General features: G+C 41.2%; 28 protein-coding genes. 27 read left to right on the top strand and 1 reads right to left on the bottom strand.

The window, feature by feature from the left end; translation table 11 throughout:
* The first annotated feature begins 41 nt into the window (after positions 1-41).
* Positions 42-1,067 (top strand): aldo/keto reductase, encoded by a 1,026-nt coding sequence (locus ciss_RS11515; RefSeq protein WP_075866437.1) that lies wholly within the window; start codon positions 42-44, stop codon positions 1,065-1,067.
* On the opposite strand, the gene ciss_RS11520 is transcribed toward ciss_RS11515, so the two are convergent.
* Positions 1,033-1,938 (bottom strand): RluA family pseudouridine synthase, encoded by a 906-nt coding sequence (locus ciss_RS11520; protein ID WP_075866438.1) that lies wholly within the window; start codon positions 1,936-1,938, stop codon positions 1,033-1,035. The two genes, ciss_RS11515 and ciss_RS11520, sit on opposite strands and share 35 nt — an antisense overlap.
* Positions 1,939-2,084: 146 nt before the next feature.
* On the opposite strand from ciss_RS11520, the gene ciss_RS11525 reads away from it, so the two are divergent.
* The 26 genes from ciss_RS11525 (at position 2,085) to pyk (ending at position 26,827) form a co-directional block, all read left to right on the top strand.
* A complete protein-coding gene (locus ciss_RS11525; protein WP_075866439.1) occupies positions 2,085-2,273 on the top strand; it encodes a ferredoxin in 189 nt (62 codons plus the stop codon).
* Between the two features lie 87 nt (positions 2,274-2,360).
* A complete protein-coding gene (locus ciss_RS13050) occupies positions 2,361-2,558 on the top strand; it encodes a hypothetical protein (RefSeq protein ID WP_077177584.1) in 198 nt (65 codons plus the stop codon).
* Positions 2,509-3,159, top strand: a complete 651-nt coding sequence (nth, locus tag ciss_RS11530; RefSeq protein WP_235837301.1) for an endonuclease III — start codon at positions 2,509-2,511, stop codon at positions 3,157-3,159. Before ciss_RS13050 ends, nth begins: the two co-directional genes overlap by 50 nt.
* Before the next feature lies 1 nt (position 3,160).
* Entirely contained in the window at positions 3,161-3,622 is a 462-nt protein-coding gene (gene trmL, locus ciss_RS11535; protein WP_075866440.1) for a tRNA (uridine(34)/cytosine(34)/5-carboxymethylaminomethyluridine(34)-2'-O)-methyltransferase TrmL, read from the top strand.
* Between the two features lie 13 nt (positions 3,623-3,635).
* Complete coding sequence (locus tag ciss_RS11540; RefSeq protein ID WP_075866441.1) at positions 3,636-4,232, top strand: DUF6305 family protein; 597 nt, start codon at positions 3,636-3,638, stop codon at positions 4,230-4,232.
* 10 nt (positions 4,233-4,242) lie between these two features.
* Positions 4,243-5,595, top strand: coding sequence for a sensor histidine kinase (locus ciss_RS11545; protein ID WP_075866442.1), 1,353 nt, complete (start codon positions 4,243-4,245; stop codon positions 5,593-5,595).
* Positions 5,576-6,199: a response regulator gene (locus ciss_RS11550; RefSeq protein ID WP_075866443.1), complete on the top strand. Its 624-nt coding sequence runs from the start codon at positions 5,576-5,578 to the stop codon at positions 6,197-6,199. Before ciss_RS11545 ends, ciss_RS11550 begins: the two co-directional genes overlap by 20 nt.
* A 124-nt stretch (positions 6,200-6,323) precedes the next feature.
* Positions 6,324-7,313 (top strand): ABC transporter ATP-binding protein, encoded by a 990-nt coding sequence (locus ciss_RS11555; RefSeq protein ID WP_075866444.1) that lies wholly within the window; start codon positions 6,324-6,326, stop codon positions 7,311-7,313.
* Positions 7,294-8,280, top strand: coding sequence for an ABC transporter ATP-binding protein (locus ciss_RS11560; protein ID WP_075866445.1), 987 nt, complete (start codon positions 7,294-7,296; stop codon positions 8,278-8,280). Before ciss_RS11555 ends, ciss_RS11560 begins: the two co-directional genes overlap by 20 nt.
* 59 nt (positions 8,281-8,339) lie before the next feature.
* Positions 8,340-9,941, top strand: coding sequence for an ABC transporter substrate-binding protein (locus ciss_RS11565; RefSeq protein ID WP_075866446.1), 1,602 nt, complete (start codon positions 8,340-8,342; stop codon positions 9,939-9,941).
* A 56-nt stretch (positions 9,942-9,997) separates the two neighbouring features.
* Complete coding sequence (locus ciss_RS11570) at positions 9,998-11,002, top strand: ABC transporter permease (RefSeq protein ID WP_075866447.1); 1,005 nt, start codon at positions 9,998-10,000, stop codon at positions 11,000-11,002.
* A 13-nt stretch (positions 11,003-11,015) separates the two neighbouring features.
* Positions 11,016-11,864: a nickel transporter permease gene (gene nikC / locus ciss_RS11575; RefSeq protein WP_075866448.1), complete on the top strand. Its 849-nt coding sequence runs from the start codon at positions 11,016-11,018 to the stop codon at positions 11,862-11,864.
* 76 nt (positions 11,865-11,940) lie between these two features.
* Positions 11,941-12,813 carry an AAA family ATPase gene (locus tag ciss_RS11580; RefSeq protein WP_075866449.1) on the top strand — a complete coding sequence of 291 codons (873 nt, stop codon included), beginning with the start codon at positions 11,941-11,943 and terminating at the stop codon, positions 12,811-12,813.
* A gap of 13 nt (positions 12,814-12,826) precedes the next feature.
* Positions 12,827-14,062, top strand: a complete 1,236-nt coding sequence (locus ciss_RS11585) for a VWA domain-containing protein (RefSeq protein WP_075866450.1) — start codon at positions 12,827-12,829, stop codon at positions 14,060-14,062.
* Between the two features lie 13 nt (positions 14,063-14,075).
* A complete protein-coding gene (bshB1, locus tag ciss_RS11590) occupies positions 14,076-14,783 on the top strand; it encodes a bacillithiol biosynthesis deacetylase BshB1 (protein ID WP_075866451.1) in 708 nt (235 codons plus the stop codon).
* 8 nt (positions 14,784-14,791) lie between these two features.
* A complete protein-coding gene (bshA, locus tag ciss_RS11595; RefSeq protein ID WP_075866452.1) occupies positions 14,792-15,928 on the top strand; it encodes an N-acetyl-alpha-D-glucosaminyl L-malate synthase BshA in 1,137 nt (378 codons plus the stop codon).
* Between the two features lie 44 nt (positions 15,929-15,972).
* Positions 15,973-16,365: a Fur family transcriptional regulator gene (locus ciss_RS11600; RefSeq protein WP_075866453.1), complete on the top strand. Its 393-nt coding sequence runs from the start codon at positions 15,973-15,975 to the stop codon at positions 16,363-16,365.
* A gap of 10 nt (positions 16,366-16,375) precedes the next feature.
* The gene (locus ciss_RS11605; protein ID WP_075866454.1) at positions 16,376-17,683 is read left to right on the top strand and encodes a CBS domain-containing protein; all 1,308 of its coding nucleotides are present in this window, start codon (positions 16,376-16,378) and stop codon (positions 17,681-17,683) included.
* A gap of 45 nt (positions 17,684-17,728) precedes the next feature.
* Complete coding sequence (locus ciss_RS11610) at positions 17,729-21,079, top strand: DNA polymerase III subunit alpha (RefSeq protein ID WP_075866455.1); 3,351 nt, start codon at positions 17,729-17,731, stop codon at positions 21,077-21,079.
* Between the two features lie 42 nt (positions 21,080-21,121).
* Complete coding sequence (locus ciss_RS11615) at positions 21,122-21,799, top strand: cation:proton antiporter regulatory subunit (protein WP_075866456.1); 678 nt, start codon at positions 21,122-21,124, stop codon at positions 21,797-21,799.
* Between the two features lie 3 nt (positions 21,800-21,802).
* Entirely contained in the window at positions 21,803-22,045 is a 243-nt protein-coding gene (gene mtrB / locus ciss_RS11620; protein WP_075866457.1) for a trp RNA-binding attenuation protein MtrB, read from the top strand.
* A 19-nt stretch (positions 22,046-22,064) separates the two neighbouring features.
* Complete coding sequence (locus ciss_RS11625) at positions 22,065-22,250, top strand: DUF2007 domain-containing protein (RefSeq protein WP_075866458.1); 186 nt, start codon at positions 22,065-22,067, stop codon at positions 22,248-22,250.
* A gap of 12 nt (positions 22,251-22,262) precedes the next feature.
* Positions 22,263-23,105, top strand: coding sequence for an acetyl-CoA carboxylase, carboxyltransferase subunit beta (gene accD, locus ciss_RS11630; RefSeq protein ID WP_075866459.1), 843 nt, complete (start codon positions 22,263-22,265; stop codon positions 23,103-23,105).
* A gap of 14 nt (positions 23,106-23,119) precedes the next feature.
* On the top strand, positions 23,120-24,094 hold the full coding sequence (locus ciss_RS11635; RefSeq protein WP_075866460.1) for an acetyl-CoA carboxylase carboxyltransferase subunit alpha: 975 nt from the start codon (positions 23,120-23,122) through the stop codon (positions 24,092-24,094).
* A complete protein-coding gene (gene pfkA, locus ciss_RS11640; RefSeq protein ID WP_075866461.1) occupies positions 24,091-25,056 on the top strand; it encodes a 6-phosphofructokinase in 966 nt (321 codons plus the stop codon). The genes ciss_RS11635 and pfkA overlap by 4 nt, the downstream gene beginning before the upstream one ends.
* A gap of 19 nt (positions 25,057-25,075) precedes the next feature.
* Positions 25,076-26,827 (top strand): pyruvate kinase, encoded by a 1,752-nt coding sequence (pyk, locus tag ciss_RS11645; RefSeq protein WP_075866462.1) that lies wholly within the window; start codon positions 25,076-25,078, stop codon positions 26,825-26,827.
* The last annotated feature ends 22 nt before the right edge of the window (positions 26,828-26,849 follow it).

The following is a 26,849-nucleotide window of genomic DNA, read 5'->3' on the forward strand; positions in this document are numbered from 1 at the left end:
GGAAAATTTAAGACCAGTAAACTGAGAAAGGGGATGAAGCATTGGAATACAGAGTTCTTGGCAAGAGTGGGCTAAAAGTTAGTCGGCTTGGCTTTGGCGGTATTCCCATTCAACGGAAAAATATTCGGGAAGTACGGCCGGTTTTGGATGTCTTAAAAGAGGGGGGAGTTAATTTTATTGATTCTGCCCGGGCGTATACGGTAAGTGAAAGTTTTATTGGCGAGGCAATTAAACATGATCGTAAAGACTGGGTAGTGGCAACAAAATCAATGGCCAGGACTTACTCCGACATGGCCCGGGATATTGATATATCATTGTCCGAACTTCAAACCGATTATATTGATATTTATCAGCTTCACAACATTAAAAGCGAAGAAGAAATGAATAGGGTTTTAGCCCCTGGAGGGGCCTTGGAAGCTTTAAATGATGCTAAACAAGCAGGAAAAATCCGGGCAATTGGTGTCACCACCCATAATAAAGATTTATTAAAGAAGCTTTTAGCTGCTTATGACTTTGAAACGATGATGCTGCCGTTAAATTTGGTGGAAACCGATAAAGAAGATGCGTTTATACATGCGCAAAAATTAGGGGTTGGCACCATTGCGATGAAGCCTTTAGCTGGGGGCTTTTTTGGGGAAAATCAGGAGTTTCCGGCGGATGTGGCGCTTTATTATTTAAAAAATTTTTCAGCGGTGGATGTGATATTAGTGGGTATGGCGGAAGTAAACGAAGCCCGGCAAAACCTTGAAATATTTAATTTGGAAGTAGATTTAGCCGCCAAAGTGGAAGCTTTAAAAGAAAAAGCTTCCTTTGCTACCCGGGAGTTTTGTCGAAGGTGTGGCTACTGTCAGCCCTGCCCGGTGGGAATTGGTATTCCTACTATTTTTGTGTTGGAAGCTTACTATGACCGCTACGGCCTTCCCGGCTGGGCTATTGACCGCTACCGGAATCTTGCGGTTAAAGCCGATGCCTGTCAGGAATGCGGCCTTTGCGAAACCCGCTGTCCCTATGGGCTTCCTATCAGGAAAAAGCTTAAAATTGTTCACCAGAAGCTTTCTTTAAAGTAATTAAGGCTTCTTTAAAATCATCGGGCAGGGGAGAAATGAGTTTAATTTCTTTTCCAGTAACGGGATGAAGAAAAGAAAGAGAGTAAAGATGCAATGCCTGGCGATTCATAATGTTTGTTTTGCTACCATATAAATCGTCTCCCACCAAAGGATGACCAATTCCTGCAAAGTGAGCTCGAATTTGATGGGTTCTGCCGGTTAAAATTTCCACTTTTAAGAGTGTATTGCTGGTAAAAAGTTTTAACGTTTCGTACTTGGTGCAGGCGGGCTTACCTTCGGGGGTAATACTTCTTTTAATAATGCTTCCTTCGGCAAGGCCGAGGGGGAGATTTATTAAACCGCTTTTTTTGGTGATCTGTCCTTCAACCAGTGCCAGGTAGCTTTTTTTTATTTTTTTGCTTCTGAGGGATTTATTGAGCAATTCGGCTATCAAGCTAAATTTAGCAATTAGCATTGCACCGGTTGTATTACGATCCAGCCGGTAAATAGGATAGTAACCTTCAAAAACTTTATTGTTTTTTAAGTAATAAGAATAGGTTAACTCCTGCAGGGAAGGAGCCGGGTGGTTTTTTACTGGATGGGCCAAAATACCTGCAGGTTTATTTACTACTAAGAGAAAATTGTCCTCATATAATACTTGTAAAGGTAGTTCTGGAGTTTGAATAGATGAAAGCTTAACCTGAGGGAGTTTAATTACCAAGTTACCGGTGGTTTTAAGCTGGTAGTTTAAGGGGGCTGGCTGATTATTAAGAAATACTGCTTCTTGAAGTTTTAGCTTTCTTAACTGTCTTTTACTAATGCCCAGTTCTTTTAAAAATTGAAAAATAGTTTTTCCAATAAATTCTGAAGGGACAGGCAAGGTAATTTCCATAAAAATCCTCCGTTCTGTACTTATTTATAATTTTTAAGGGAAAAAATTTGGATGTCAAGGTTGAAAGTTCAAAAGATGTTGATGTAGAATAAAGTAAGCTTAAATTTTACATACTATGTTTGAATTTGCAGAAAGGGGTGTAATTAATGCGCGTAACTGTCGACCAGGATTTGTGTGTAAGCTGTGGTTTTTGCATTGACAACTGTCCGGAAGTATTTTCCTGGAATGATGAAGGTAAATCCCAGGCTATTGAAGGTGAAGTTCCGGAAGATGTTGAGGAAGCAACCCGGGAATGCATAGAAGGTTGCCCGACCGAAGCAATTAAAGAAATTTAAAAGAATAAGGCGAAGGCCACCCCGGCGGGGGTGGTTTTTTATTTTTACTTTTTTTGATAAGATAAAGATGATACGGGGGTGAGGGCTTTGAAAATAATTGTTTGTGACCGGTGTAAAACTACCCATACCGAGGGCCTTGTTTGTAAACATTGCGATACGGCCTATTGTTATGATTGTTTGGATTTGTTTCCTAACGGCATAAAGTTTTGTCAAACCTGCGGGGAATTTATTTGCGATGAATGTTATGAAGGAATGGTGGAGTGTGACCGGGAAAAAAACACGTAAAATTGCTGCAGAACTTGAAAAGCTTTTTCCCGTGGCCAAAACGGAGTTAAATTTCCAGAATCCTTTTCAACTACTGGTGGCAGTAGTGCTATCGGCGCAAAGTACCGACCGCCAGGTTAATAAGGTAACGGAAAAACTTTTTTTATTTGTAAAGGAGCCCAGAGATTTATTAGACATGGGAGAAGAGGAATTATCCCGGCAAATCCGCTCTTTAGGTTTGTACCGGAGTAAAGCGAGGAATTTAATTAAAATTGCTGAAATTCTTGAAAGGGAGTATCAGGGACAAGTACCCGATAGTTTTGCTGAACTGCTTAAACTTCCTGGGGTTGGACCGAAAACCGCGGAGGTTATTATAGGAGTGGGGTTTAATAAACCAGCTTTTCCTGTGGATACCCATGTTTTCAGGGTTGCCCGCCGTTTGGGGCTTTCGAAAGCCAAGACCCCTGAGAGTGTCTCTTTAGATTTAAAAAAAATTTTTTCCCCAAGTAGCTGGATAGATTTACACCATCGCTTAATTTTTTTCGGAAGAAGAATATGCAAGGCCCAAAAGCCAAGCTGCAATATCTGTCCTTTTCCGGAATTTTGCCAAAAGGAGGAGTGAAATGTTCAACGTTGTCTTAGTTGAACCAGAAATACCTTATAATACCGGAAATATTGCTCGCACCTGTGCTGCTACCGGTTCAACCCTCCATTTGGTTAAGCCACTGGGTTTTTCTACTGAAGATAAGTACTTAAAAAGAGCAGGTCTGGATTACTGGGACAAAGTAAAGGTAATTTACCATGAAAACTTTCAGGAACTAAGGGAAAAGTACCCGGAGGGTCGTTTTTTCTACCTTTCGACGAAAGGCAAACGTTATTATCATGAGGTACGCTATATGCCGGGGGATTTTTTGGTGTTTGGGAAAGAGACTCAGGGTCTGCCGCAGGAGATTTTAGAAGCTAATAAAGAGTTTACCTTTCGTATACCAATGTTACCCCAGATAAGGTCGTTAAACTTAGCAAATACCGTTGCCATTGTGGTTTACGAAGCCTTGAGGCAATTACAGTTTCCGGACTTCATTTAAGGTGAATTTTATGGTGAATAAAGCTAAAATGCGACTTTGGCTGATGCTGGGCTTAACTTTTTTGGTATTGGCCTCCTGGTTTATTTTAAATATCATCCATTTTAAAAGCTTAAGCAGCACCAGGGGATTTTCCAGTCTTCCCAGACCAATAGGACGGGAACCGGTACTGGTAACTACTATAGGGCAGGGTATTGATGGCCTTTTGGTGAGTGAGTATTTTCGTGATTTACATGCCTTTACCGCTTTTCGCCAGAAGGCCGATGTGGACGATTTACAAGGCATAGCGACTCTTGTCTTGGTTATTGGTACCGAATTTACCACCGAGCAGGAGGTGTATAAACAATTTCAAGAAGAGCTATCCCGGGAACAAAGGCTTATTGCTAAAGCTAAGGAGCTTCAAATTCCGATTGTCTTGGTCTGTCTTAGAAATTACCCTAACCAAAACCGCTATGATCGGGCTTTATTTACCAATGCTCTATTAGCCAGCGATTACGTCCTTTTAGTTGGAAACCGGTCAATGGATAAGCTTGTGAATGGATACTACGGATATTACACCCGGGTTTTACGCTTTCGCGATTTAAAAGTACCATTAAATAGTATTTTAAGGTAACGGTGGTAAAATGAAGCAAAAAATTTTAAAAAAAGTATTTTTAGTAATTTTCATCGTTGCTGCCCTTCTTTTACCCCATGAAGCCACTACTATGGCGCGGTTAACCGACCGTTTTATCATAGATAGTGTTTGGGAAGGACAGAGCTCAAAAGTATTTCAAGCGGTATTAATAGGTACTGGATATTATTTAATGCGGGATTTAGGAGCGTTAATTTTCATTTTTTATTTTTTTGAAACGGCTAAGATAAAATCAGTATTAAAAACCTTTTTAGCTTTCTTACTTTTAATTTCCTTTTATGGTTATTTATACTATAAATTTCAAATAGGCGATTTTGTTTTTGGCATTTTAATTGGATGCGTTCTGTTTTTATTATTTTCCGGTTTAAAAACCCCGGCAAATATTTTTTGGAGCAAAAGTTTTTTAGTCCTGCAGGTTCTACTGGCTTTTTCCTGGTTGAAATATTCTCCTTTTATAAATAAATTTTTTTATAGCTTTGGTACTCCAGCGGAAGAGGTAAGCTTGGTTGCCCAGTTTTACGAAGCCGATACGGCGTTAAATTGGATAACAGTAATTATGTTTTTTATAATTATGTTGACGGCTTTAATTTCTACGCTTTTAATATCCATATATTCTACCCAGATGGAAATTATGGCACGCCAGAAAGAAAATGAATTAGAAGTAGAACGATACCGGCTCCAGGTTCAAGAAGCCAGGGTTTTTCAGGAACTTCACAGTTTAGTTCATGACTTAAAAACACCTTTAATGACGATTCAGGGGTTAAGTTCATTAATTGGATTAATGGTAGATTCTCCGAAGTTACAGGAATACGTTCAAAAAATTGAGCAGGCTGTGGAAAATGTCAATAAAATGATATCGGAAATCCTTTACGATGATGTTCGGAAGACTATTACCGTTGAAGAGTTAATTAATTACGTGCGCGCCCATGTTTTTCCCAAGTACACCGGACAGGGTATCTTTTTTGAACTTTTAGACCAAAAGGAAAAGCTATTGATAAACCACATTCGCGTTGCCAGGTCTCTGATTAACGTTATCGAAAATGCTTTTGCTGCCACTGCCAATAAACCTGATGGAAAGGTCACCATAAAAACATATAAACAGGGCAATTACATTTGTTTTGAAATTGCCGATAATGGGGTCGGGATACCTCAGGAAATTCAAGAGGAGATTTGGACCTGGGGATTTAGCTTAAAGGAAAAAAAATCTGGCCTGGGATTGCCCTTTGTTAAAAGGGTGGTAGAAAACCACAACGGTTATATTGAGCTTTACTCGGAAGTAAATAAAGGAACTACAGTAAAAATATTTTTGCCGGTGGGGGAATGGAATGAAGGTACTCATAATTGATGATGATGAAGGAATACGTTATACCGTGGGGGAAATTATTACCTTTATGGGCTGGGAAGCGATTAAAGCGGAAAACGGAGCAATAGGTATTGAAAAGTTTGTGCGGGAAAAGCCGGATATGGTGCTGGTGGATTATCACATGCCGGCGTTAGATGGGCTGGATACGGTGGAAAGGATTCGGGAAATTGACCGTGAAGTTCCAATAATTGTTTTAACGGTGGACGAACGTCAACAAATTGCCGATAAATTTTTGGAGGCAGGTGCTTCTGACTTTGCTTTAAAGCCAATTAAGGCACCGGATTTAATTGCCCGGCTAAAAGTACATGCGCGTATGATTGAGATAAATCGTTTGCAGGAGAAAAAAGATCAGGGATTTTTAGCCAAGGGAATTAATAAAAAAACCTTTAATTTAATTGTCCAGTACCTTAAAGAGCAAAAGGAACCGCAGACAATTGAGGAGATAACTGAGGGAGTGGGCCTTGCCTACCCAACGGTACATCGTTATTTACTTTATATGGTAAATGAAGGTATAGTAAGCATCGAGTGTGATTACGGTCGTATTGGCCGCCCCAAAAACAAATATAAATTTCGGGACAGTCCCTAAAATTATACTTAAAGTATAAAAAAAGGGACTGTCCCTTTTTGTATACAATGAGAAATATGAGAAAAAATAGAAAATTATTTAATAATGTGAAATAATATTAAAAAAATAAATCGGAGCGAGGGTTATGGAAAAGATTCTGGAAGTAAAAGATTTAAAAACTTATTTTTACAGCTCAGGAAAAGAAATTCGGGCAGTTGATGGTGTCACTTTTTCCTTAAACCGGGGAGAAATTTTGGGAATTGTGGGAGAGTCAGGTTCCGGAAAATCGGTTACTTCCCTTTCCATTATGCGGCTGGTTCCTTCACCTCCCGGAAAAATAGTCGGAGGAGAAATTATTTTTGCCGGTGAGGATCTTTTAAAGTTAAGCGAAAAAGAAATGCGTAAAATTCGCGGTGAAAAAATATCCATGATATTTCAAGACCCGATGACTTCGCTAAATCCCGTTTTTACCATAGAAGAGCAGCTTTTAGAGGTATTTCGGGTACATAAAAAGTTAAGTAAAAAGGATGCCCGGGAAAAAGCTATAGAACTTTTAAAAAAAGTGGGAATTCCGGAAGCCGAAAAACGCCTTAAAAGTTATCCTCATCAGTTCAGCGGTGGAATGCGCCAAAGGGTTATGATTGCCATGGCCCTGGCCTTAAACCCGGCCCTATTAATTGCCGATGAACCAACCACTGCCCTGGACGTCACCATTCAGGCTCAGATTTTAGCTTTAATGAAGGAACTGCAGAAAGAGTACGGGACATCCATTATAATGATTACCCATGATCTTGGGGTTGTGGCTGAAATGTGCCACAGGGTGTTAGTGATGTATGCGGGAAGACCGGTAGAATTTGCCGATGTCAAAACTCTTTTTGCCAACCCCAAGCACCCGTATACCATTGGGCTTTTAAACTCCATTCCAAGGCTTAATGAACAAAAGAAGCGTCTAACTCCAATTGAAGGTTCACCACCGGATTTGGGGAATTTACCCAGAGGATGTGCTTTTTATCCCCGTTGCAGTTTTAAACAAGAGGTATGCAGTGAAGTTAAACCGGATTTCCGGGAATTACCGGACCGCAAAATTGCCTGTCATTTGTACCAGGGGGTTTTAGATGATGCAGCCGCTTCTTGAAGTAAGAAACCTTAAAAAATATTTTCCGGTGGTTAAAGGCTTCGGTCCTTTTAAGGAGATAAGATGGTTAAAAGCTGTTGATGACGTATCTTTTACGTTACATAAAGGGGAAACTTTGGGATTAGTTGGGGAATCGGGATGCGGTAAATCAACCACCGGTCGTGCAATTTTGCGCTTAATTGAACCGACTTCCGGAGAGGTTATCTTTCAAGGAGAGAATATTATAGCTTTAAGTCAAAAAGAGATGCGAAAAAAACGACGAGAAATGCAGATTATTTTTCAGGACCCTTTTGCGTCTTTGGACCCGCGGATGACCGTGAAAGAAATTATTGCTGAACCGTTACGGGTATTTAAAACCAGGGAAAATATTAAAAAACGGGTTGAAGAATTAATTGAGAAGGTCGGTTTGAGCCGTTCGCATTTGGACCGCTATCCCCATGAGTTTTCCGGAGGTCAGCGCCAGAGAATTGGCATAGCCCGGGCTTTAGCTTTAAATCCAAAATTAATTGTCTGCGATGAACCGGTTTCTGCTTTGGATGTTTCCGTTCAGGCTCAGGTGATCAATCTTTTGGAAGATTTACAAAAAGAATACGGACTAACTTATATCTTTATTGCTCACGATTTAAGTGTTGTTAAACATATTAGCCAGCGGGTCGCGGTAATGTATTTGGGAAAGATAGTGGAATTGGGGCCGGTGGAGCAAATTTTTAATAACGCCAAACATCCGTATACCAAAGCGTTACTTTCGGCGATTCCGGTACCGGAGCCCGGGGCCAAAAAAGAAAAAATAATCTTAGAAGGAGATGTTCCAAGTCCCATAAATCCTCCAGCGGGTTGTAGTTTTCACCCCCGCTGTTCTGGGAAAAAACCAATTTGTATTGAAGTTATGCCGGACCTTGTGGAAGTGGAAAAAGGGCACGTTGTGAGGTGCCATTTATATAGCGGGGAGGTGAAAAGGGGGATATAGATTTTAGAAAATTAAGTAAATACTTCAGAAAATTAGAAAACATGGAGGAGGGAAAAGTTTTGAAGAAAATTAAAGTAGTATCCTTTTTGGTTCTCTTAGCTTTTGTATTTACTTTAACCGCTTGCGGGGGAAATACGGCTAAAAATGAAACAAAAGAAACAAAGGAAAAAGTATTTGTTTTTGCCAAATCCGGTGATCCGGTAGGCCTGGATCCAGCAAACGTTACCGATGGGGAGTCAATTTATGTAACCCAGCAAATATTTGAAACCTTGGTGAAATATAAAGAGGACAATACCGAAGTAATTCCCGGGCTTGCCGAGTCCTGGGAAACTTCTAAGGACGGGCTTACCTGGACTTTTCATCTCCGGAAAGGGGTAAAGTTCCACGATGGCACACCGTTTAATGCGGAAGCGGTGAAATTTAATTTTGACCGCTGGATGGATAAAAACAATCCTTACCATCACGGCGAGTTTGAGTATTACGGTTACATGTTTGGTGGTTACCCGGGAGTGATAAAAGAAGTTAAGGTGGTGGATGAATATACCGTTCAAATCACTTTAAAAACTCCTTTAGCTCCCTTCTTATCCAACCTGGCTATGCCCAGCTTTGCTATTTCCAGTCCCGAAGCTATTAAAAAATACGGCCAGGATTACTTTAAACATCCGGTGGGTACCGGTCCATTTAAATTTGTTGAATGGAAAAAAGATGACCGGGTAGTTTTAGAACGGTTTGATGAGTACTGGGGTGGAAAAGCCAACTTTGCCAAGGTTATTTTCCGTACCATTCCTGACAATTCGGCTCGACTCATGGAATTAAAGTCGGGTAATGTGGATGCGATAACTGACATAAATCCCGATGATGTAGAGACGGTTAAAAATGATCCCAACCTGCAGTTACTGTTACGACCTTCAATGAACGTTGGGTACCTTGCTATGAACACGGAAAAGAAACCATTTGATAACGTTAAAGTTAGACAGGCAATTAACCATGCTATTAATAAAAAAGCGTTGGTGGATGCTTTTTACGGCGGACTGGCCAAACCTGCCAAGAACCCCTTGCCCCCATCCCTCTGGGGTTATAACGATGAAATTCAAGATTACGAGTATGATCCGGCCAAGGCTAAAGCACTGTTAGCGGAAGCGGGATATCCCAATGGCTTTACCACCACTTTATGGGCCATGCCGGTAGCAAGACCTTATATGCCGCAACCGAAACAAATTGCTGAAGCAATTCAAAAAGATTTAGAGGCGGTTGGAATTAAAGCAAAAATTGTAACTTATGACTGGGCTACTTACTTAAAGAAAGGTCAAAATGGGGAGCATGAATTGTATCTCCTGGGCTGGACCGGTGACAACGGTGACCCCGATAACTTCCTCTATGTATTGCTGGATAAAGACAATGCCAAGAAAGGTTCTGCTTCCAACGTTGCCTTCTATAAGAATGATAAAGTTCACGATTTGTTAATAAAGGCCCAGCAGGAAAGTGACCAAACCAAGCGTGCCGAGTACTATAAGGAAGCTCAAGTAATTATTCATAATGATGCTCCTTGGGTTCCTTTAGTTCACTCAACGCCACCGTTAGCAGCCAAAAAATCGGTTAAAAACTGGATACCTCATCCTACCGGTAGTGAATGTTTCTTTAAAGTTGATAAAGACGAGTAACAGGGTTTAAAAGAAGGGGGTAGATGACCCCCTTCTTTTAAAAATGGAGGTATACTATGGTCAACTATATAGTGAGAAGATTATTACAACTGATTCCGGTACTCTTTGGGATAACCTTTCTTACTTTTATGCTCATTCACTTTATTCCCGGTGATCCGGTAACGGTTATTCTTGGTGAACATGCCTCCCCGGAAAGGGCTGCGGAACTAAGAGAACAATTGGGTTTAAACGACCCTTTATATAAGCAGTATTTAAAGTTTTTAAATAACTTACTCCATGGTGACCTGGGGCGTTCAATTATAACCCATGAAAAAGTCTTAAAGGAATTGGCAACTTTTTTTCCGGCAACGGTCGAGTTAACGCTTGCCGCCATGTTTATTGCTACTGTCGTCGGAATTGCAGCGGGGGTTGTGGCAGCGGTTAAGCAGTATTCGTGGTTTGACAATTTAAGTATGCTCGGAGCTTTAACGGGGGTTTCCATGCCGATTTTTTGGCTGGGTTTAATGCTTATCTACCTTTTTGCCCAGGTTTTAGGCTGGCTTCCACCATCCGCCCGTTTAAGCATTGAGTATTCGGTTCCGACCGTTACCAATTTATACTTAATTGATACTTTACTGGCAGGCAACTGGGCGGCTTTTAAAGATGCTTTAGCTCACCTTATCTTACCGGCTTTAGCTTTAGGAACAATACCAATGTCGATTATTGCGCGCATGACCCGGAGTTCGATGCTGGAGGTTTTACGCCAGGACTATATTCGTACTGCCCGGGCTAAAGGTCTTGGTGAAGCAATGGTAATTTTAAAACATGCTTTAAAAAATGCTTTTTTACCGGTTTTGACCGTTATCGGTTTGCAGTTTGGTTACCTTTTAGGTGGGGCGGTCATGACCGAAACGGTGTTTTCCTGGCCTGGAGTTGGGCGCTATATTTATCAAGCTATTATGGCCAGGGATTTTCCCGTAGTTCAGGGAAGTATTACAATTATTGCCCTAATTTTTGTTTTAATTAATTTAATTGTTGATATTTTGTATACGGTAATAGATCCCCGAATTCGGTATCAGTAGCAGGAGGATAGCGATGGGTAAATTTTGGGAAAAAGACTGGATAAAACGCCTATTAAAGAATAAAGCAGCGGTGGTAGGATTAATTATTGTCTTACTTTTATCATTTACTGCAATTTTTGCTCCCGTGCTTGCTCCCTATGACCCGATTAAAGATGGAAGTTTACAAAATAGGTTAAAAGCCCCTTCTTCGGAGCATTTGCTTGGCACCGATAAGTTAGGCCGGGATATTTTAAGCCGTATAATTTTTGGAGCACGAATTTCGGTAGAAATTGGCGTGATTTCTGTAGGTCTGGCGTTAATCGTTGGAACGCTAATGGGTTTAACTGCCGGTTATTATGGTGGTTTTCTTGATTCTATTCTTATGAGGATTGTGGATATTATTTTAGCTTTTCCCAGCATTCTTCTGGCTATAGCCATAACTTCGGTATTGGGGCCCAGTTTAAATAATGCAATGATTGCGGTGGGAATTGTGATGGTGCCAAGTTTTGCCCGGGTAGTACGGTCTACGGTGTTAAGTTTAAAAGAAATGGAGTTTGTGGAAGCAGCCCGGGCGGTTGGGGCCAATGATTTTACCATATTGTTTCGCCATATTTTACCCAACTCTATGGCGCCAATAATTGTTCAGGGTACAATGAATATTGGTACTGCAATCCTGGATGCCGCCGGGCTTAGCTTTTTGGGGCTTGGGGCTCAACCCCCAACCCCCGAGTGGGGTGCGATGCTGGTAGATGCCCGGGAACTTTTAGTGAAAGCTCCATGGGTTGCTTTTTTTCCGGGATTAGCAATTATGTTAACCGTTTTGGGCTTTAATCTGTTAGGCGATGGTTTAAGGGATGCTCTGGATCCCCGCTTAAAACAATAGGTTTTTAAGCTGCAGTTCCTGCAGCTTTTTTTATGTTATAATTAAGGGAAAATGGGGAAGTTAGGGGGAGAATTACTTGGAAGGTTACAAAGAGCTTATCCAAAAAATGGAGGATGCGGGATATTTAACCTCGGCGGAAACGGCCATACCGGTTTTTTTGGCATTAAAGCTAAATAAACCAATTTTAGTTGAAGGGCCTCCCGGAGTTGGTAAAACGGAGCTGGCAAAGGTGCTGGCTAAAGTTTTAAATACAGAGTTAATTCGCCTTCAGTGTTATGAAGGCTTGGATGAGGCTAAAGCTTTGTACGAATGGAACTATCATAAACAGTTAATTGCCATTCAAAGCAGCAAAAATAACGACGATAAGACTTTTGTTTTTTCCGAAGAGTACCTTTTAGAAAGACCTTTATTAAAAGCTCTTCGGGCGCAAAAAAAGCCTGTGCTATTAATCGATGAAATTGATAAAGTGGATGAAGAGTTTGAGGCCTTTTTGTTTGAACTTCTTTCGGATTTTCAGGTAACAATACCGGAGCTTGGAACTATTAAAGCCAGGGAGACTCCTCTGGTGGTGCTAACGAGCAACGGAAGTCGCGAACTATCCGATGGTCTAAAAAGACGGGCCGTTTATTTGTATATTGATTTTCCTGAGGTAGAATTGGAAACTAAGATAATTCTTAAGAAAGTCAGCGGAATCTGTAAAGAGTTAGCAGAAAAAGTAGCCACTGCCGTTCATTTTCTCCGCCGGGAGTTGGATCTTTATAAACCTCCTGCCATTTCCGAAACTTTGGATTGGGCCAAAACTCTTGCTTTGTTGGGGGAGGAGCGTTTAACGAAAGAGTTTATTGAAAATACCATTGGGTTTGTTTTAAAAAATAAAGAGGATATTGAAACGTTTTATGAAAAAGGTGGGGCAAATCGCCTGCTCCAATATATAACTGAAAATACTTAAACGAGGGAGTAAAATGTTAAAAAATGTCCTGTTTTTTGTGGATTTATTAAGGATGCAGGGCTTTTCCATTTCCACCGGGGAAATTGAAGATTTGTTAAAAGCTCTTGCAATGGTAAATCCCCAAAATAAGAGCGAGTTAAAAGCGGTTTTTCAGGCAACATTACTCAAAAGTAGCGGTCTTAAAGATAGTTTTAGTGAAATTTTTGATTTTTACTTTACCGATGATTTTTTAAGACCAGTTCCCCACCCAGGGGTAAAAAGAGTGGATAAAGCTCACAGGGTTAATCAAGCTTTGAAACAGGCCGGTATTTACCGGGAAATTGAATTTAGTACCAGGGAAAAGGAAGTTTTAAATAGTCTTCCGCCGGAAGTTTTACAAAAACTTTACGAAAAAATTAAGCAATTTTACCCCAATCAAATTGTAGATAGCTTTCCATTATTAGAAAAAACCATAAGGGGAGTCTTAAAATATTATCAAGAACGGATGGTTTTACCGGAGGCGGGAGTGGGTGGTCGGAGAAAAGACCTTTTTACTGCCAATTTAAAGGATTTAAGCGAACGGGATTACGAAAGGGTGGAAAAATTAATTAAACGTTATGCTGGAAGATTAAATGCCAGAGCTTCAAGACGCTTGAAAGAAACCAGAAGGAAAAAGTATTTAAATTTAAGAAAAACCATTCGCGCCAATTTATCCCACGGGGGAGTGTTATTTAGGTTAAAATACCGGGAAAAGAAAAAAAATAAGCCCCAAATTACCCTTTTAGTTGATGTCTCGGCATCGATGGCGATTTACGCTAAATTTGCCCTTTCGTTTTTATTTGCTGTGGCCCGAAGCTTAAAAAAAATTGAACTTTACCTTTTTGCCGAAGATTTAGAAGCGTTACCGCTTAAAAATTATAACAAGTCTCTTCTGGATTTAAAGCGGTTAATCGAAGATAGCCAGCAGTGGGGACGGGGTACAAATCTCAATCAAGCCTTAAAAAGTTACCTGAATATTGCCAAAACCAGAAGAAGTTTGCGCCGGACGCTTTTAATCTTTTCCGACGGAAAAACGGTGCAGTTTGCTGAAACTTTAGGGGAGCTTAAGAAAATTTGCTCACAATACCGGGATGTAAAATTTTTAAATCCGGTACCCGCCAAAAAATGGCAGGAAGATACTTTACTTAAAAAATTGGCCCAGGAAGTTTCCATGATTGAGACAAACAGCGTTGAACATTTGCAGGCTGTATTCAGTAAAATTTTGAGTTAAGGAGGCAAAATAAATGGAGAAGGTTGATTTTTTAGCTTTTGGAGCCCATCCCGATGATATTGAGTGCGGCATTGGTGGAACGATCGCCAAGTTAACCCGGCTTGGTTATAAGGTGGGACTGGTGGATTTAACCCTGGGTGAAATGGCTTCCAACGGTACTACCGAGCAAAGACAGGATGAAGCGTATAAGGCAATGGAGATTTTAGGAGCAAGCTTTCGGATAAATTTAAAAATTCCCGATCGGGGTATTAATTTAACGCCGGAAAATATCGAAAAAGTAGTCGAGATTTTACGCAAAGCCCAGCCGAAGGTAATTGCTGCCCCCTACTGGGTGGATAGGCATCCGGATCACGAAAGGGCTGGAAGCTTAGTTAAAGAAGGTTTTTTTAGTGCAGGACTAAGCAAAGTGTTACCAGAAATAAAGCCAATTAAAAGACCGGAGAAGTATTTAAGATATTTTTTAACGATTCCAGCTACCCCAAGCTTTGTAGTGGATGTAACGGATTATTATGCCATTAAAAAAAGGGCTATTTTAGCCCATGTTTCGCAGTTTGCGCACCGTCCGGAATTCAGTCAAACATTTTTAAATGAAGGACAGTTTTTAGGCAGGATAGAAAGCCGGGACCTCTTTTTTGGTGCGCAAATAGGAAAAAGGTACGGAGAAGGTTTTGTCTTACAGGAATTGCTGGAGTTAGAACATCCTCTGGCATTAATTAAGTAGGTGATCCTGTGAAAATCGGCATTGTGTGTTATCCCGGCTATGGAGGAAGTGGAGTTGTAGCTGCAGAACTGGGCAAGGCGTTAGGACAAAAAGGGGTTGAAGTTCATTTTATCTGTTTTGAACGCCCTTTTCGTTTGGAAGGAATTCTTCCCGGGGTTTATTACCACGAGGTAGAGCCGGTCGATTATCCGCTCTTTAAGTTTCCTTTATACTATTTGCCCCTGGCTGGAAAAATTATTGAAGTTGTGCGGACTTACCAGATAGACTTAATTCATACCCACTATGCTATCCCCCATACGGTAGCAGCCTTGACGGCTAAGGAAATTTTAAGCAGCGAAGGTAAAGATATCAAAGTTATAACTACCATCCACGGTACTGATGTTACCTTAGTCGGCCAGCGGCGAGAACTTTTTGATGTAACCCGCTGGTCCATTCTAAAATCCGACGGAGTTACGGCGGTTTCAGAATACTTGAAAAATGTAACCTGTGATATTTTTGCCGTAAGTCCCGAGACCATCGAGGTTATCTACAATTTTGTTGATCTGGACGAATATCAGCCGAAAAAGGAAGAAAGCTTAAAAGAAAAACTGGGAGTTTCGGAAAAGCAAAAAGTGATCACTCATATTTCCAATTTTCGGCCGGTAAAACGGGCTTTGGATGTTTTAGAAATTTTTTCTGTAGTGCAAACCGAGATTGATACTGTTTTAGTGTACGTAGGTGAAGGACCGGATACCGGCAGGGTTCTTGATGAAGTGCAGAAGAAAAAGCTTGCGAATAAAGTGAAGTTTTTAGGGAAGATGCCTAAAGTCATTGACGTGTTAAGTATTTCCGATGTTCTTTTAATTACTTCCGAAACTGAGAGTTTTGGCCTGGTGGCTTTAGAAGCGATGGCTATGGAAGTTCCGGTGGTTGCTTACCGGGTTGGAGGTTTGCCGGAGGTAGTGGTCGATGGGAAGACCGGTTACCTGGTGGATTATTTGGATCGCGAAAAGGCGGCAGAGGCGGTGGTAAAATTACTTAAGGAGCCTGGGCTTAAAAGGGATTTTGGAAGATGGGGGCGAATTAGAGCCAAAGAACGTTTTAGTAAAGAAAAACAAGTACTAAACTATTTAAACTACTATGAAAAAATTTTAAATGGTTTATAATAGTAAATAAGAACTATTATTATAACTTTTTTGGGGTGAAACCAATGGCAGCAACCACAAGAATGACCCGACAAAAGAAAGTTATTATGGACATCTTAAAAAATACCAAAACTCATCCAACTGCCGATTGGGTTTACGAACAGGCTCGAAGAATAATTCCCGATATAAGCCTTGGTACCGTTTACCGGAATTTGAGACAATTAACCCAGTCCGGGGAAATTTTGGAGCTGAATTACGGCAGTTCTTACAGCCGTTTTGACGGAAATCCGGTGCCTCATTACCATTTTGTCTGTGAAAATTGCGGCAGGGTTTACGATGTTGATATGCCCATCTTGGAGAAGATTGAAAAAGAAGTGGAAGAAAAGACGGGGTTTTCTGTAAAAAATCATCGTTTAGAATTTTACGGCGTATGCGGAAATTGTCAGCAAAAAAGTTAGGGTGGATTAAATGAGTAATACCAAACATGCAAAATTATTGGCTTATATTCGTAATTTACCTCCCGGGAGCAAAGTTTCGGTAAGATTGCTGGCTAAAGAATTAAAGGTTAGTGAAGGTACCGCTTACAGGGCCATTAAAGAAGCTGAAGCTGAAGGACTGGTAAAAACTGTTCCTAAAGTAGGGACTATTCGCATAAATGACCAGGAGAAAAAAGAATTAAAAGATTTAACCTTGAAAGAAATAATTAAGATAACGGAGTCACGCTTGCTTGTAGGGGAGAATTTACTAAATCATCGATTTGCAAATTTTTTAATTGGAGCAATGGCGGTTGAAGCCATCGAGAGATTTTTGGTAGAGGGTTGCTTATTTATCGTCGGCAACCGGGAAGATGCCCAGTTAAAAGCTTTACAAAGCGGTGCCCACTTGCTGATTACCGGGGGTTTTCAGGTAAATACGGAACTATTAGAATTGGCAAGAAAAAATAATTTAGCAATCTTATCATCACCGTACGACACTTTTACGGTAACGTCGCTTTTGCACCAGGCCTTGTATGAACGTTTAAAAGAAAAAGAAGTTATTACGGCCCAAGATATTATGGTAAAAAAAGTTTTCACCCTATTTCCGGAACAAAAGGTGAGCGATTGGCGGCAATTGGTTTTAACTACTGGACATAGTCGCTTTCCTGTAGTGGATGGAGAAAACCGGGTTTGTGGCATTATAACCGCTACTGATGTAGCAGGGGCTATGGACGAGGAATTGGTTGAAAACTTAATGTCAAAAGATGTCATTTCTGCTGGCCCGGATACTCCCATTGGGCATGTGGCGAGAATAATGACATGGGAACGGATTGATTTAGTGCCGGTGGTGGATGAATCTTTTAAGTTATTAGGTATTGTTAGCCGGCAAGATATAATTGAAGCCCTGCAGCGCTTGGAAAGGCATCCCCATTATAGCGCAACATTAGAAGATTTAATTCTTAAGAATTTTAATGTAGGGGAAGATGAAAAGGGTATTTTTCTTCAGGGAAAAATTAATGATTTTTTAATCAACGAGTTGGGAATGTTAAGTTCCACCGTTTTATTATCCCTGGCAATTTTTTATGCTAATTTAGTGTTACGAAAAAAAGTGAAAGCAGCGGTATTGGTTAATAACTTTACCCTGTCTTTATTAAACCCAATTCCTTACGGGGAAACTTTAATGGTTCGAGGAAATTTGTTGTATTTCGAAAAACGGAATGCTAAATTAGAAATCGATTTTTATCTGCAAAACAGTACAAATGCCAAAGCTTTAATTGAGGTCCGTTTAATTGAAAAATAAGGCACCCGTCGGAGGTGTCTTTTGGTTTATTATAGGAGGAGCAAGATGAGTTTTGTACATTTGCATACCCATAGTTGTTACAGTTTACTGGATGGAGCAGGGAAAATTAAAGATTTGGTAGGAAGGGCAGTGGAATTTAAAATGCCTGCCCTGGCGTTGACCGATCACGGAAACTTGTTTGGGGTCATCGAATTTTATAAAGAGGCCAAAGCCCTGGGCCTAAAGCCTATTCTTGGCGTTGAGGTCTACGTGGCACCCCGGACTCGTTTTGACAAAACTCCTAAAATCGATGACCAATTAACGCACCTGGTTTTACTTGCCAAAGACCGCACCGGTTATCAAAATCTTTTACGCCTTGTTTCGCGTTCGTATACGGAAGGCTATTATTATAAACCGCGGGTGGATAAACAGCTTTTAGCGGAAAATAGCCAGGGTTTAATTGCCTTATCTTCGTGCTTGGCCGGAGAGATTCCGGAGTTGATTTTATCCGGGCAAAGGGAAAAGGCGCGGGAAGTTGCGGGCATCTACCGCGATATTTTTGGAAAGGAAAATTTTTATTTAGAGCTTCAGTACCACGGCATAACCGAACAAAAAGTGGTGAATCGGGAATTAATTGCTCTTTCCAAACAATTAAATATTCCGCTGGTAGCAACCAATGACGTCCATTATATTTTAAAAGAACATGCTAAAACTCATGATGTGCTTTTAGCAATCCAAACGGGAAAGTCGATTAACGACCCCGGGAGGATGAAATTTCCCACGGAGGAGTTTTATTTAAAAACCCCCTATGAGATGGAGCTTATTTTTGGCGAGCTGCCAGATGCTTTAAAAAACACCTTAAATATAGCCGAACAATGCAATTTAGAGTTCGAGTTTGGGCGATACCTGTTGCCTGATTTTCCGGTGCCTGAGGGGAAAACTCCTGCAGAATACTTAAAAGAGCTTTGTTTTCAGGGACTTTACAAAAGGTACCAAAACCCGGGGGAAGAAATAAAAACACGCTTGTTGCATGAGTTAAAGATTATTGAGCAAATGGGATTTTCTGGATATTTTTTGATTGTTTGGGATTTTATCCGTTATGCCAGGGAAAAAGGAATTATGGTGGGACCGGGAAGGGGTTCTGCCGCGGGGAGCTTGGTGGCCTATACCCTTGAAATCACCGATATTGATCCGCTTAAATATGGCCTCTTGTTTGAGCGTTTTTTAAATCCGGAAAGAGTTAGTATGCCGGATATTGATGTGGATTTTTGTTTTGAACGGAGGCAGGAGGTAATTGACTACCTGTACCAAAAGTACGGAGAAGACCGGGTAGCACAAATCATTACCTTTGGAACGATGGCTGCCAAAGCTGCAGTTAGGGATGTAGGAAGAGCCCTGGATTGGCCGTACGGTGAAGTAGATAAGATAGCCAAACTTATTCCCAACGTCCTGGGGATAACCTTAGAGGAGGCTATTGAAACCACTCCGGAACTTAAAACTTTATATCAAAACAACCCCAAAGTCCGGGAGTTATTGGACTTAGCCAGGCAAATTGAAGGTATGCCAAGACATGCCTCGGTTCATGCGGCGGGTTTGGTAATTGCGCCGGAAGAAATTGATAAGCATATACCGCTATTTAAAACTTCTGAAGGGGTGGTTACCACCCAGTTTGAAAAAGATACGGTTGAGGAATTAGGTCTTTTAAAAATTGACCTGCTGGGCTTAAGAACGTTAACGGTGATTGAAAAAGCTTTGGATTTCATTAAAAAGCAAACGGGAAAGGTGATTAATTTAAAGGACATCCCCTTGGATGATGAAAAAACTTATCAACTTTTAGGTGAAGGTGACACCGTTGGGGTTTTCCAGTTAGAAAGTCAGGGGATGAGGCAAATCCTTAAAGAGCTTAAACCAACCAGTATCGAGGATTTAATTGCCTTAGTGGCGTTATACCGGCCAGGACCGCTGGGCAGCGGAATGGTGGAGGATTTTATAAATCGTCGTCACGGAAGGGTACCGGTGGAGTATCCTCATCCAGACCTGGAGCCGATCTTAAGAGAAACTTACGGGGTTATAGTTTATCAAGAACAGGTGATGTTAATTGCCAGTGTGCTGGCCGGGTTTTCCCTCGGGGAGGCGGATTTACTCCGCCGGGCTATGGGTAAGAAGAAGCCTGAAATTATTGCTGCTTTAAAAAACGATTTTATTGAGCGGTCTGTGGCCCGGGGCTATCCCCGGGAAAAGGCTGAGGAAATTTTCAATCTTATTGAATATTTTGCCGGTTACGGTTTTAATAAGTCCCATAGTGCGGCTTATGCTTTTGTGGCTTACTATACTGCCTGGTTAAAGGCAAATTTTCCGGTTCCCTTTTTGGCTGCTTTGTTAATCAGTGTCAAAGATAATCTTGATAAAGTAACGGTATATGCGGAAGATTGCCAGAGAAGAGGTATAAAGGTTTTACCACCCGATATAAACTTGAGTGAAGTCGACTTTACCATTTCGGGGCAGGAAATTCGCTTTGGTTTAGCCGCTGTAAAAAATGTTGGTGAGGCTGCGGCGGCAAAAATCATTGAAGAACGCCAAAAAGGCCTTTTTCGTGATTTTAATGATTTCTTACATAGAATAGACAAAAAAACGGTTAATAAACGGGTAATTGAAAGTTTAATTAAAGCTGGGGCTTTTGCAAGTTTTGGCGTTAATCGTAAAACCCTATTAAATAATCTGGATGAAGCTTTAGAATTTTACAGTAAGAAATCAAGTGGCGTCCAGTTAACCCTTGGAGATTTTTTACCGGAGGCCGACCGCTTCAGTCTGCGTTTTGAAGAGGAATTTTCAAAATTGGAGTTGCTGCGGATGGAAAAAGAGAGCCTGGGGCTGTATTTAACCGGTCATCCTCTGGCTGGCCTCAGGAGCTTTATCCAAAAGCATTGTAACCTGAAGGAAAACAAAGAAAAAATATACTATCCGGCTATTTTGGCTGAGATAAAAAGGACTGTAACCCGCAAAGGAGAGCCTATGGCTTTTGCCCTGCTGGAAGGATTGAACCAGACCGTTGAAGCTGTAATTTTCCCTGACTGCTGGTTAACCTACCGCGACCTGCTGCAGGAGGAAAATATCTTATGGTTTTACGGTACCGTTGAAGAAGATGAGGAAGTTTTAAAGATGATTGTCGAAAGAGTTCACGAGGTAGATATGAATAATGCCTTAGAAGTTTATTTAAAAGTTTCTCCCGGAAATATTCCCATGGTTCAGGGGATTTTACGAAAGTACCCGGGACCAGCACCGGTTTACCTTTATCCGGGAGGGAAGAAACTTATAAAGCTTTCTCAGGAACACTGGATTGATTTAAAAAGTCTTGTCCTCTGGGAGATTAAAAAGCTTTTGGGGGATGAAAACGTTAAGATAAAAACCGTTTCTTGACAGTACTTTGCCCCTATTGTAAGCTAAAAGCGGAGTGGTAGTATGAGCCTCATCATTTTAGTTTTAACCTTTTATTTATTGATTTTGATTATGGAAATTGCCGCAATAATTTTAAAATCAACGGGAATGGAAATTGGTAAAGCTCGTTTTCAGGCTTTATCGGCCTTAACTTCCGTTGGCTTTACCACCCGGGAAGCGGAATTAATTACTCAGCATCCCGTACGACGCAAGGTGATTTCCGTTTTAATGGTGATAAGCTACCTTGGGATGGCTACGGTGGTTGGTTCGGTGTTTGGTTCCTGGACGAAAAAGATTACAACTCATCAGGTATTAATTGCCGGGTCAATTTTTGTGGGAGGATTTTTACTATTTTCTAACCGCTATTTATTAAGTATTTTTGAGAGAAGTTTAGAAAAGCAAATAAAAAAATCTTTCCTTCATCACCACACTTTTTGGGAGGTTTTAAAGCTTTCGGATGATTATGGGGTGGCGGAAATAATTCTCCATCCGGACGCACCATTGGTTGGACAAAGCATAGCCGGGAGTAAAATAAGGGACAAAGGAATATTTATAATGGCCATTGAGAGGGGTAATAGTTTTATTCATTCTCCCCGGGGAAATGAAGTATTGGAAGCTGGGGATAGATTAATTGTTTACGGCAAAACCGAAAGTATAAAAAATTGCTTACTGCAACAATCAATTTTTCAAGAAGGAGAGTGATTGGTGGTGTGTGATAATTTTACGTTAAACTCGGCAATAAATGCCGAATATATTGTGGTGAAAGCTTTAGAAAATGGGGTAACGATTATGGGCTTGACCCGCGGAAAAGATACCAAATTTCACCATACAGAAAAATTAGATAAGGGCGAAGTTATGGTGGCCCAGTTTACCGAGCATACTTCAGCTATTAAAATTAGAGGAAGAGCAGAAATTTATACCAAGCACGGTGTGATAAAAAACGAGTAGCTAGCCGGAGGGAATTGTTATGTGGACTGTGGTTTATATTGCGCCTAATAAAAAAGAAGCTTTAAGGGTTCAGGAAGCTTTAGTAAAAGAAGGATTTTTGGTGAAGATTAAACCAATAGGTATCGAAGGAGATAATTCTACATACGAAGTTATGGTACCGGAAGCAGAAGTGGAAGAAGCGATGGAAATTTTAAATGAAATGTAAAGGAGTTTTGCCATGTTTGACTTTTTTCGCAAATCGAAGTATGTAACTGTAAAGCCGGAAACTAAAAGTAAAGAGATTCCCGATGGGTTGTGGCAGAAATGTCCCCGGTGTGGGGAAATTATTTTTAACAAGGAATTGGAGAAAAATTTTAAAGTTTGTTCAAAATGCGGGTATCATTTTAAAATTAGCGCCTGGGAAAGAATTAAACTCTTATGCGATGAAAGTAGTTTTGTAGAATTTGGCGGGGAAATTAGTGGGGGCAATCCTTTAAATTTTCCGGGATATGAAGAAAAATTAGCGGAAGCCCGGGAAAAAACCGGCTTAAAAGAAGCGGTAGTTACCGGATTGGGTAAAATTAATGGTAGAGAAGTAGTTTTAGCAGTTATGGACCCGAATTTTATTATGGCCAGTATGGGCACGGCGGTAGGGGAAAAAATATGCTTAGCAATGGAAAAAGCTCTGGAGAAAAAGCTGCCGCTTGTAGTCTTTACTGCATCCGGAGGAGCCCGGATGCAGGAGGGAATTTTTTCTTTAATGCAGATGGCTAAAACGGTTCAACTGGTAAATCGTTTAAGTGCAGAAAAAATTTTTTATTTGGTGGTTATGACCGATCCTACTACAGGTGGTGTTTCGGCAAGTTTTGCCGCCTTGGGGGATATAATATTGGCTGAACCGGGAGCTTTAATAGGATTTGCCGGACCACGGGTTATTGAGCAAACGATCCGGCAAAAACTACCCGAAGGTTTTCAGCGGGCGGAATTTTTGGAACAGCACGGTTTTATTGATGCTGTGGTTTCTCGAGAGCAGCAAAAAGAAGTTATTACAAAACTCTTGGCTTGGCACAGCCAAAAGTAAATTGGGGGCAGCGTATGGCAAATTTTTTACTTGAGTTTGAAAAGCCTTTGGTTGAATTGGAAAATAAAATATCTGACTTAAAAAGGTTTGCTGAAGAAAAAAATATTGATGTTTCCCGCGAGTTAGAACTGCTTTCGGCCAGGGCTCAGCAATTGGCAAAGGAAATATACCAGAACCTAACTCCCTGGCAGAGGGTTTTATTAGCCCGACATCCCGAGCGGCCCAATACGCGGGATTATATAAATTACCTCTGCGATGATTTTATAGAATTAAAAGGTGATCGGCGTTTTGGTGATGATCCTTCGATAATTGGAGGTATAGGGATAATAGAAAATATACCTGTCACTATCGTTGGAAATTTAAAGGGAAAAGATACCAAGGAAAATATCATGAGAAATTTTGGCATGGCTCATCCTGAAGGTTATCGCAAGGCTATTCGTTTATTTAAACAGGCGGAAAAGTTTGGACGGCCGGTTTTAACGTTTATCGATACTCCGGGAGCTTTTTGTGGAATTGGAGCGGAAGAAAGAGGGCAGTTTCAGGCTATTGCCGAAGCAATTGCCACCCTTATTAGTTTAAAAACCCCGGTTTTAGCCGTTATTACCGGGGAAGGTGGAAGCGGCGGAGCATTAGCGCTGGCTGCAGGTGATAAGTTATTAATGCTGGAAAATGCAGTTTTTTCGGTTATTGCTCCCGAAAGCTTTGCCGCAATCCTCTGGAAAGATTCCTCCCGCGCCCAGGAGGCTTCCGAACTTTTAAAACTTACTTCCGAACATTTACTGGAGTTTGGTTTAATAGATGGCATTATCCCCGAGCCGTTAGGAGGAGCACACCGGAATCCAGCGGAAACATTAAAGGCGGTTAAAGAAGAAGTTGTTAAAAATCTGCAAATCTTAAAAGAAACTCCAGTAGAGGAGCTGTTACGAAAACGATTTCAGCGGTACCGCTCTATAGGGAGCGGCATTGTCGAGGGAGGCGTAAGCTTATGAACTCCATTGGGGTTTTAACCAGCGGTGGCGATGCACCGGGAATGAACGCAGCGGTTCGGGCGGTAGTTAGAAAGGCACTTTTTCACGGAATAAAGGTTTACGGGATTGAAAGAGGGTATGCCGGTTTAATTAATAATGAAATAAAAGAAATGAGTTTGGGCAGTGTTGGTGACATCATCCAAAGGGGCGGGACGATTTTAAAGACTGCCCGCTCTTTAGAATTTACGACTTATGAAGGCCGGTTAAAAGCTTTTCAAAATTTAAAAAACCATGGTATCGAAGGATTGGTGGTTATTGGAGGAGATGGTTCCTTCCGGGGAGCCTTAAAACTTTATGAGGAATTTGGGGTAAAGGTGGTCGGCATACCGGCAACTATTGACAATGATATTTATGGTACCGATTATTCCATTGGTTTTGATACGACGGTAAATACGGTGGTAGATGCTATTAATAAAATCCGGGATACGGCATTTTCCCATGAACGCACCTTTATTGTTGAGGTTATGGGCCGAAACGCCGGATTTATAGCTTTAGAAGCAGGGATTGCGGGAGGAGCGGAATCGATAATTATCCCGGAAGTTCCTTACTCAATCGAAGAAATTTGCCAAAAGTTGATAAAGAGCCATCAGCGGGGAAAATTACATAGCATAATTATCATTGCTGAGGGTGCGGGAAGTGGTATTAAATTAGGTGAGTTAATAAAAGAAAAAACTGGTTTTGAAACCCGGGTTACAATTTTGGGCCACATCCAGCGAGGAGGAAGTCCAACGGCTTTTGACAGAATTTTGGCAAGCCGGATGGGTGCAATGGCGGTTGATGCATTAAGAGAGGGGATTTCACGGGGGATGATGGTTGCCTTTGAGAAGGGCGAATATGTTTTAAAGCCTCTGGAAATTGCTTTTTCGGGGAAAAAGCAAATTGACCTTGAATATTATCGCTTGGCCGATATCTTATCGATTTAATACCGGGGTGAGAATTACGATGAAACGCACAAAGATTGTTTGCACCATTGGGCCGGCTTCAAACGACATAAATATCTTAAAAGAAATGATTATTTCCGGAATGAATGTGGCCAGAATTAATTTTGCCCATGGTAGCCACGAGGAGCACCGGGAGAGAATTGAAAAGGTTAGACGGGCGTCTTTAGAAGTAGGAATTCCGGTGGCAATTTTAATTGATACAAAAGGTCCGGAAATTCGCATTGGTAAAGTTGAAAACGGAAAAATTGTCTTAAAAGAAGGGGACTTAGTTGTATTTGATCCGGATATATCCGAGGGTCAGGGTTTGAGAATACCGGTGAATTATCCTGGTTTAGCCCGGGATGTTCATGTCGGAGGAACTATTCTTTTAGATGATGGGTTAATAGAATTGAAAATCGAAGATATTCAGGATAATAAAGTTATTGCCCGGGTTATAACCGGTGGTGAGTTATCCAATAACAAAGGGGTAAATTTACCGGGGGTGAAAGTTAATCTTCCGGCTTTAACCGAAAAGGACCGGAAGGATATTGATTTTGGTATTGAAATTGGAGCTGACTTTATTGCCCACTCTTTTGTCCGAAAAGCAGCGGATGTATTAGCTTTACGGCGCTACCTGGAAGAAAAAGGGGCGGATATGGAGATAATTGCCAAAATCGAAAACCAAGAAGGAGTCGAAAACATCGATGAAATCATCAAAGTTGCCGATGGGATAATGGTTGCCCGGGGGGATCTGGGAGTAGAAATTCCTACGGAAGATGTGCCGTTGGTGCAAAAGGAAATAATTGAAAAGTGTAATAAAAATGGAAAACCGGTAATCACCGCCACCCAGATGTTAGATTCAATGATTAGAAATAAACGTCCAACCCGGGCCGAAGCTACCGATGTGGCTAATGCTATTTTTGACGGCACCGATGCGGTGATGCTGTCGGGAGAAACGGCCGCCGGGAAATACCCGGTGGAAGCGGTTAAAACGATGGCGCGGATAGCGGTAAGAGCGGAAGAAAAACTACTTACTTTACGGAAGCTAAATAAACCCACTACAAAATCTTTTAAAACTGTAACGGATGCCATAAGCCATGCCAGCGTTACTACCGCTGAAGAATTGGATGCGGGAGCGATTATCACGCCTACTTCTTCGGGATATACGGCGCGGATGGTTTCCAGGTACCGCCCGGCGATTCCTATTATCGCTGCCACGCCGGATATAAAGGTGCTTAGAAAGTTGACCCTGGTTTGGGGTGTCTTTCCCCTTCTGGTAAAAACCTCCGATTCTACCGATGAAATGTTAAGTAAAGCAATAGAAGCCTCTTTGGAAAGCGGACTTTTAAAACCTGGCGATCTGGTAGTGCTTACCGCCGGAGTACCGGTGGGCGTAAAAGGAACTACCAACCTTTTAAAAGTCCATGTAGCGGGAAATGTTTTGGCCAAAGGTGTGGGCATTGGAACAAGGCCTATTACCGGGACTGCTCGGGTCTGTCGAACCGCCAAAGAAGCAATCGAGCGGATTCAGCCGGGGGATATATTGGTAACCGAAGCAACCGACAGAGATTTTATTTCGGCTATTGAAAAGGCAGCGGGACTGGTAGTTGAAGCGGGAGGACTTACGTCACATGCGGCTATTGCGGGGTTAGAATTTGGAATACCTGTAATAGTTGGGGTTGATGGTGCCACTTCGATTATTAAAGATGGGGAAAAGTTAACCCTGGATCCTCAGAGAGGTTTGGTTTACCACGGTTCGGCTAAAGTTTTATAAAAAGTATTTATAGGGGGAGTGG

It is taken from the genome of Carboxydothermus islandicus, from assembly GCF_001950325.1.
GTDB lineage: Bacteria > Bacillota > Z-2901 > Carboxydothermales > Carboxydothermaceae > Carboxydothermus > Carboxydothermus islandicus.

Excerpts from the sequence above, each read along its gene's own strand:
- ciss_RS11520 (WP_075866438.1), bottom strand. The coding sequence starts at position 1,938 with ATGGAAATTACCTTGCCTGTCCCTTCAGAATTTATTGGAAAAACTATT.
- ciss_RS11525 (WP_075866439.1), top strand. The coding sequence starts at position 2,085 with ATGCGCGTAACTGTCGACCAGGATTTGTGTGTAAGCTGTGGTTTTTGC.
- nth (WP_235837301.1), top strand. The coding sequence starts at position 2,509 with ATGAATGTTATGAAGGAATGGTGGAGTGTGACCGGGAAAAAAACACGT.
- trmL (WP_075866440.1), top strand. The coding sequence starts at position 3,161 with ATGTTCAACGTTGTCTTAGTTGAACCAGAAATACCTTATAATACCGGA.
- ciss_RS11545 (WP_075866442.1), top strand. The coding sequence starts at position 4,243 with ATGAAGCAAAAAATTTTAAAAAAAGTATTTTTAGTAATTTTCATCGTT.
- ciss_RS11550 (WP_075866443.1), top strand. The coding sequence starts at position 5,576 with ATGAAGGTACTCATAATTGATGATGATGAAGGAATACGTTATACCGTG.
- ciss_RS11555 (WP_075866444.1), top strand. The coding sequence starts at position 6,324 with ATGGAAAAGATTCTGGAAGTAAAAGATTTAAAAACTTATTTTTACAGC.
- ciss_RS11560 (WP_075866445.1), top strand. The coding sequence starts at position 7,294 with ATGATGCAGCCGCTTCTTGAAGTAAGAAACCTTAAAAAATATTTTCCG.
- ciss_RS11570 (WP_075866447.1), top strand. The coding sequence starts at position 9,998 with ATGGTCAACTATATAGTGAGAAGATTATTACAACTGATTCCGGTACTC.
- nikC (WP_075866448.1), top strand. The coding sequence starts at position 11,016 with ATGGGTAAATTTTGGGAAAAAGACTGGATAAAACGCCTATTAAAGAAT.
- ciss_RS11585 (WP_075866450.1), top strand. The coding sequence starts at position 12,827 with ATGTTAAAAAATGTCCTGTTTTTTGTGGATTTATTAAGGATGCAGGGC.
- bshB1 (WP_075866451.1), top strand. The coding sequence starts at position 14,076 with ATGGAGAAGGTTGATTTTTTAGCTTTTGGAGCCCATCCCGATGATATT.
- ciss_RS11600 (WP_075866453.1), top strand. The coding sequence starts at position 15,973 with ATGGCAGCAACCACAAGAATGACCCGACAAAAGAAAGTTATTATGGAC.
- ciss_RS11605 (WP_075866454.1), top strand. The coding sequence starts at position 16,376 with ATGAGTAATACCAAACATGCAAAATTATTGGCTTATATTCGTAATTTA.
- ciss_RS11610 (WP_075866455.1), top strand. The coding sequence starts at position 17,729 with ATGAGTTTTGTACATTTGCATACCCATAGTTGTTACAGTTTACTGGAT.
- ciss_RS11615 (WP_075866456.1), top strand. The coding sequence starts at position 21,122 with ATGAGCCTCATCATTTTAGTTTTAACCTTTTATTTATTGATTTTGATT.
- ciss_RS11625 (WP_075866458.1), top strand. The coding sequence starts at position 22,065 with ATGTGGACTGTGGTTTATATTGCGCCTAATAAAAAAGAAGCTTTAAGG.
- accD (WP_075866459.1), top strand. The coding sequence starts at position 22,263 with ATGTTTGACTTTTTTCGCAAATCGAAGTATGTAACTGTAAAGCCGGAA.
- ciss_RS11635 (WP_075866460.1), top strand. The coding sequence starts at position 23,120 with ATGGCAAATTTTTTACTTGAGTTTGAAAAGCCTTTGGTTGAATTGGAA.
- pfkA (WP_075866461.1), top strand. The coding sequence starts at position 24,091 with ATGAACTCCATTGGGGTTTTAACCAGCGGTGGCGATGCACCGGGAATG.
- pyk (WP_075866462.1), top strand. The coding sequence starts at position 25,076 with ATGAAACGCACAAAGATTGTTTGCACCATTGGGCCGGCTTCAAACGAC.